Below are 4,766 nucleotides of genomic sequence, written 5' to 3'. Positions count from 1 at the left end.
TAACGAGATTCTAAAAAGCGCTCTGCAGCATTTTTATCTTCTTCATTACGCATTTCAACACGCATACGGTCAGAGCCAGCCACGCGACGAACGCTGCGATAACGAAGTTTTTCTTCGCGTAGATCGCTACGGAAATCTTGCTCCATTTGCTCAAGCTGGTTATCAACCGCTGTTGCCATGTCGATTTCCATGGTGAAATGTACGCCACCACTTAAATCTAGACCTAACTTCATTGGATTTCCGCCAAGGGATTTTAACCAAAGAGGTTGAGCCGGCGCCATATTAATGGCTGAAATGTAATCGTCACTTAGCGAGTCACGCAGTAAATCTTGTGCTTTTAATTGCTCTTCAACATTTTTAAAACGAACAAGTATTTGCCCGCCTTCAAGCTTAGTTGATTTAACTGCTACGTTATGTTTTTTAAGGGTTGCGTTTACTTTGTCTACTACACTGAGATCAACATCAGCACCTTTAGCGCCCGAAACTTGTATAGCCGGGTCACGGCCATACAAGTTTGGAGAGGCATATAAAAGGCCAATGGCAACCACAGCTAAAACAAGTAAATACTTCCACACTGGAAACTTGTTTAACACGGGGTCGTCCTTATTATTTTTATAGCGACTTCATTGTGCCTTTTGGCAATACAGCAGATACAGACGCTTTTTGAACTGTAACTTCTGCTTGCTCATTTAAAGAGATAACGATGAAATCTTTATCTTCTGCAATTTTAACAATTTTACCTACTAAACCACCTTGGGTTAGTACTTCATCGCCTTTAGCCATCGCATTCATTAAGCCTTTATGCTCTTTAACACGCTTAGCTTGTGGGCGGTAAATTAAAAAGTAAAAAACTAAACCGAAAATAGCTAACATGATTAGCATTTCCATGCCGCCACCGGCTGCAGGTGCGCCAGCTGATGCGTGTGCGTTTGAAATAAATAAACTCATAATACTTCCTCTTTAAATTTAAAGTTTAATTTTTTATATCTGCAAGCTCTGGCACTTCTTGGCCGCGGCGAGCGTAAAAATCTTTTACAAATTCTTCTAGTTTACCTTCGCTAATTGCATTGCGCAGGCCTTCCATAACACGTTGATAGTAACGTAAGTTATGTATTGTGTTTAGTCGTGCACCTAAAATTTCGTTACATTTATCAAGGTGATGTAAATAAGCACGCGAGTAATTTTTACACGTATGGCAATCACAATCAGGGTCGAGTGGACCAGTATCTGTTTTATGCACTGCGTTACGTATTTTAATAATACCAGTGGTAATAAATAAGTGACCATTACGCGCATTACGCGTTGGCATAACACAGTCAAACATATCTATGCCACGGCGTACCGATTCAACCAAATCTTCTGGCTTGCCAACACCCATTAAGTAACGCGGCTTATTTTCAGGCATTTTGTACGCACAATGATCAAGAATATTCATCATTTCGTTTTTAGGTTCACCAACTGACAAACCACCCAATGCATAGCCGTCAAAGCCAATCTCTTCTAAACCGGCTTGTGATTGTGCACGTAATTCTGGGTACATACCACCTTGAATAATACCAAATAACGCAGAAGGGTTATCGCCGTGGCCTTCTTTTGAGCGTTTAGCCCAACGAAGAGACAGCTCCATAGAGTCCTTAGCTTCTTTTTCAGTAGCTGGGTATGGGGTACATTCGTCAAATATCATTACAATATCTGACCCTAAATCACGTTGCACTTCCATTGATTTTTCTGGCGACATCATTATTTGGTCACCGTTTACAGGTGACTGAAACAAAACACCTTCTTCGGTAATTTTACGCATTGCGCCAAGACTAAATACTTGGAAGCCGCCTGAGTCAGTTAAAATTGGAAAGTCCCAATTCATAAAGTCGTGCAAATCGCCGTGCTGCTTAATAATTTCAGTACCAGGGCGAAGCATTAAGTGAAAGGTATTACCTAAACAAATTTGCGCACCTGTTGCTTTAACTTCATCAGGTGTCATGCCTTTAACAGTACCGTAAGTACCTACTGGCATAAATGCAGGTGTTTCTATTACACCACGGTCAAAAATCAAGCGGCCACGACGCGCTTTACCGTCGGTGCGGTCTAATTCAAATTTCATATCATCCTCAATGTCGGAAAAACAGTCCAACAAGCTATAATTTAACCGCTCGATTCTACCCTTTTTGCACTGCTAATACTATTAGCTGCGGTAAATTCGCTCGTTATAATCATATGCAACTAAAAACCCCAGCAAGTATGCTGGGGTTGAGTGTTAGTTATATTTGATAATAAATAAAACAGCGCTATTTACGTGTTAAAAACATAGCATCGCCATAACTAAAAAAGCGATATTTTTGTTCTATTGCTTTGTTGTAGGCACCCATTATGTTGTCTTGTCCGCTGAACGCGCTCACCAACATAATTAACGTTGACTCAGGTAAATGGAAATTAGTGACCATGGCATCGACGACGTTAAATTGGTAACCCGGAAAAATAAAAATATCGGTATCGCCAAAGTAAGTATCTAATTTACCGCCATGTATTTTTGCAGCTGATTCGAGCGAACGCATTGATGTAGTACCAACAGCAATCACTCGCCCACCGCTCGCTTTAGTCTGTGCTACAGCGTCCACAACATCTTGTGGTACTTCAATGTATTCTGAGTGCATTACATGTTCGTCAATGGTCTCTACACGTACCGGCTGAAATGTACCTGCGCCTACGTGTAACGTGACAAAGGCCATGTTTACACCTTTATTTTTTAGCGCAGCCATAAGCGGCTCGTCAAAATGTAAACCCGCTGTAGGTGCTGCCACAGCCCCTGGTTTTTCACCATATACTGTTTGATAACGTTCGCGGTCAGCTTCGTCATCTGGTCGGTCAATATAAGGCGGTAACGGCATATGACCAATATCGTTAAGTGTGTCGAGTACATTTTTGCTGTGATCAAATTCCAGCTCAAATAAGGTGTCGTGACGGGCAATCATAGTGGCTTTAGCTTTGCCTTCTAAGATAACCTCATTGCCTGGTTTTAATGATTTACTTGCACGAACATGAGCAAGCACTCGGTGTTCATCCAATACTCGTTCTACAAGTACCTCAACCTTACCGCCCGATGCTTTTTGGCCAAACATACGTGCTGGTATTACTCGCGTATTATTAAAAATGAGTAAGTCGTTTTCGTTAACTAGCTCAAGAATATCACTAAATACTTTATGGCTTATCTCCCCTGTTGGACCATCGAGGCTTAATAAGCGGCTACTCGTACGATCTTTTTTTGGAAAGCGAGCAATTAATTCATCGGGTAAGTCAAAACTAAAGTCAGCTACGCGCATAGTTGGTAATCCACATCATTAAAAATCGCGCCAAGTGTATATCTATCGTCAATTAAGCTCAAGAAGCCAATCCAACTACTGTAAACCTGAGCATCCCTCTATTCGGGGGGATTATTCAAATCTACTTGTTCTTACTAACAAAACTTATTACCCTTAGTAATGGTAGTAAATTACGATTTTTAGGATCTCCTGCGTGGCAGAACAATTAAATTTGCTGATTTTAAATGCAAGCCGTGCTGAGCGCAGGGTGATTAAAGATACTTTAAAAAAGCTTAACGTATTTAGCTTTATTGAAGCAAATGATAGCCAGGAAGCTCTTAAAACTCTTAAGCAACAACCGGTTGATATTATTATCACTGGATTAAATGTGGGTAAAATAGACGGTTGGCGTTTTTCTCGTATGATTCGCTCAGGGCTATTAAAAACCCCTAAAAACACCCCTATTTTGTTGATGCCCCCGACTTACTGCGAACGAATTGCAGAAACAACCGCCCGTAGTTACGGAATCGATACTGTTTTGCCTTTTGAAAACCAAGATATGCTACCGCAAGTTCTGGCTAATGTTTTATCTACACATTTAGAAAAAAGCAGTCGACTAAACCTACTTTTGTTAGAGCCCCAGACAAATAAAGCGGAGTCTATAACTGAAGAACTAAAACTAAATTTTGCTATTACACATGTCACAACGTGTAAAGCCGCACTGAACCAGTACAACCAACAACAGTTCTCAATCGTACTGCTTGATACCACTCAAGAAAAAACCGATGAATCTAGCTTGCTTGTCGAAAATATTTTACAACATAACCCAAAGCAAGCCATTGTTACTATTATAGATAGCGCTGATGCAGATTATGCCGAACAGCTTTTGTTATCGGGCGTAACCGATTTTATTCGCTCCCCTTACGAACCTTCATTTTTAAATAAAGTATGTGATCATGCCGCTCGTCGAGAAGACTTTATGGTGAGCTACGCTGAATTTGCTCAAAAAGTAGAGCAGTTAAGCGTAAGCGAAGTGAGGTATAAAGAACTATTCTCAGCTCATCAGCGCATATTATTGCACCTTAATACTGTTGTTCTTGAGCTCGACCAGTTAGGAAAAATTCGCTTTATAAATCCAGCCTGGGAAACCTTAAGTGGTTTTGGCGTTAAAACAAGCCTGCAAAAAAGCCTAACGCAATTTTATACTGGTGAATGTCAGATAAAGCTCAAAGCAACCATCGACGATATACTCGGTGGTGGGAACGATCATCAGCAAATAGAAATAAAACTCCAACATAAAAACGGTGGCCAAATTTGGGTTGAATGTAGGTTGCAGCTAATTAAAAACAGACGCAATAATGCAACGATCACTGTCACTATTGATAACATTCACGAGCGTAAGCAAGCCGAACTTCAATTACGCCACCTTGCGCTGCATGATCCATTAACTGGCCTACACAACCGATACCA

The 4,766-nt window shown here is 40.8% G+C and carries 4 protein-coding genes and 1 pseudogene; 1 reads left to right on the top strand and 4 read right to left on the bottom strand.

Annotated elements, in window-relative coordinates; all coding sequences use genetic code 11:
* The 4 genes and pseudogenes from secD to queA all read right to left on the bottom strand — a co-directional run.
* Positions 1–593 (bottom strand): annotated as a pseudogene (gene secD / locus BCG07_RS04130) (protein translocase subunit SecD); the annotation flags it as partial.
* Positions 594–612: 19 nt separating this feature from the next.
* Positions 613–948 carry a preprotein translocase subunit YajC gene (gene yajC, locus BCG07_RS04125; protein WP_006791188.1) on the bottom strand — a complete coding sequence of 112 codons (336 nt, stop codon included), beginning with the start codon at positions 946–948 and terminating at the stop codon, positions 613–615.
* Between the two features lie 25 nt (positions 949–973).
* Positions 974–2,101: a tRNA guanosine(34) transglycosylase Tgt gene (gene tgt, locus BCG07_RS04120; RefSeq protein WP_006791189.1), complete on the bottom strand. Its 1,128-nt coding sequence runs from the start codon at positions 2,099–2,101 to the stop codon at positions 974–976.
* Between the two features lie 184 nt (positions 2,102–2,285).
* A complete protein-coding gene (queA, locus tag BCG07_RS04115; protein ID WP_286888828.1) occupies positions 2,286–3,317 on the bottom strand; it encodes a tRNA preQ1(34) S-adenosylmethionine ribosyltransferase-isomerase QueA in 1,032 nt (343 codons plus the stop codon).
* 193 nt (positions 3,318–3,510) lie between these two features.
* Between queA and BCG07_RS04110 the strand changes: the two genes are divergently transcribed.
* The coding region (locus BCG07_RS04110; RefSeq protein WP_286888826.1) for a PAS domain S-box protein at positions 3,511–4,766 on the top strand (1,256 nt) is incomplete at its 3' end.

This window comes from Pseudoalteromonas sp. ESRF-bin5 (genome assembly GCF_002632075.1).
Taxonomy (GTDB): Bacteria; Pseudomonadota; Gammaproteobacteria; order Enterobacterales; family Alteromonadaceae; genus Pseudoalteromonas; species Pseudoalteromonas marina.
The sequence above is the reverse complement of the archived record's forward strand: the minus strand, read 5'-3'. Positions and strand labels throughout refer to the sequence as shown.

Coding starts and splice junctions, on each gene's coding strand:
- queA (WP_286888828.1), bottom strand. CDS start 3,317: ATGCGCGTAGCTGACTTTAGTTTTGACTTACCCGATGAATTAATTGCT.
- tgt (WP_006791189.1), bottom strand. CDS start 2,101: ATGAAATTTGAATTAGACCGCACCGACGGTAAAGCGCGTCGTGGCCGC.
- yajC (WP_006791188.1), bottom strand. CDS start 948: ATGAGTTTATTTATTTCAAACGCACACGCATCAGCTGGCGCACCTGCA.